Annotated in this window: 1 protein-coding gene; it reads left to right on the forward strand. The window is 41.6% G+C overall.

What is annotated here, in order from left to right:
* Positions 1-161 precede the first annotated feature (161 nt).
* Positions 162-770: hypothetical protein (locus VT06_RS16900; RefSeq protein WP_046555501.1), on the forward strand; the 609-nt coding region annotated here is incomplete at its 3' end.

Here is a 770-nt window from a genome sequence, read left to right on the forward strand (position 1 = left end):
ATTAATGCAACAATTGTTACGTACGCATTGACATGTAATATGGCTCAAGTAGAATGACAACAGTGCCGTTGCTTTGCGGCCGTTATTAAAATTTTAACAACAAAACCCGAGAATACGGCATGATGCCAAAAATTCTCAATTTCTAGAAATTGGAGAAAAGCATGAATAACATGTTTAAAAAATCACTTGTTGCTGTTGCCGTTTTAGGCTTTAGCTCAAGCGCATTAGCAGCGGAATTAGATAATACTCCAGAGTGGGTATCTAGCGAATACGTTGCAACTGCGGGCGCGGAAACTGCGTCGAAAACAGTTACCGTTAAACTTTCAACTAACTATGCAGATAACGATACGATTCGTGTTCAGTTCTCTGGTGTATTCCCAACTAGCGTAGCTGGTGGTGATATAAGCGCTGACGGCGGAATTACTGTTATTGGTACAGCAAGTATTATCTCTTATGATGCGGCTACTGGCTTAGCGATTTTACGTGCAACTGGCGTAACGGGTAATACTTCAGGCAGCGAGTTCGATATCAGCGCCGAATTTGATTATGCTGACGTTACTGAAACTGCTACTGTTTCTTATCAAGCATATTTGGGCAATTCAGAAACCAAAATTGGTTCATCTGACACTGCAACTATTTTCGGTGTTGCTAGCCAGTTTGCAACTGTAACTTCAGCTGCAGGCGATCGTTTAACTGCAACTATCGACGTAAGTGAAGAGCGTAAGCAATTCATCGATCTTGATACGGATACAGCAGTATTTGTTGTTGAC

The sequence above is a fragment of the Arsukibacterium sp. MJ3 genome (genome assembly GCF_000987765.1).
Taxonomy (GTDB): domain Bacteria; phylum Pseudomonadota; class Gammaproteobacteria; order Enterobacterales; family Alteromonadaceae; genus Alishewanella.